Annotated in this window: 1 pseudogene; it reads left to right on the top strand. The window is 67.5% G+C overall.

From position 1 onward, the window contains the following. A pseudogene (locus tag SLW55_RS20560) lies at positions 1–689 on the top strand (transposase); the annotation flags it as partial.

Here is a 689-nt window from a genome sequence, read left to right as displayed (position 1 = left end):
GTGAAGGACCTGTGCCGGCGGCACGGGTTCAGCGAGGCCTCCTACTACCTGTGGCGAAGCAAGTTCGGCGGCATGAGCGTGCCGGAGGCCAAGCGGCTCAAGGAGCTGGAGGCGGAGAACACGCGGCTGAAGAAGCTGCTGGCCGAGCAGCTGTTCGAGAACGACGTCATCAAGGACGCCCTGCGAAAAAAGTGGTGACCGCACCGGCGCGCAGGATGCTGGTGCGGCAGCTGATGGAGCGCGGGCTCACGGAGCGTCGGGCGCTGGCCGTGGTGCGGATGAGCGCCAGCGCGCTGCGCTACGTCCCGCGTCCGGATCGTAACGTCGAGCTGCGCGAGCGGATCCTGGCGCTGGCGCAGCGCTACAAGCGCTACGGCGTCGCGATGATCTATCTGAAGCTGCGGCAGGAGCAGTGGCCGGTGAACTACAAGCGGGTGGAGCGGCTGTATCAGCAAGCCAGGTTGCAGGTGCGCCGGCGCAAGCGGAAGAAGGTACTGCTAGGCGCGCGCCAGCCGTTGCTTCGGCCTGAAGCGGCCAACCAGGTCTGGTCGATGGACTTCGTGTTCGACCGCACCGCCGAGGGCCGGATGCTCAAGGCCCTGACCATCGTCGACGATGCCACGCACGAGGCGGTGGCGATCGAGGTGGAGCGGGCCATCTCCGGCCACGGCGTGGCGCGGGTGCTGGAT

This window comes from Xanthomonas sp. LF06-19, from assembly GCF_034105425.1.
Lineage (GTDB): Bacteria > Pseudomonadota > Gammaproteobacteria > Xanthomonadales > Xanthomonadaceae > Xanthomonas_A > Xanthomonas_A sontii.
This window is presented reverse-complemented; position numbering and strand designations above follow the sequence as displayed.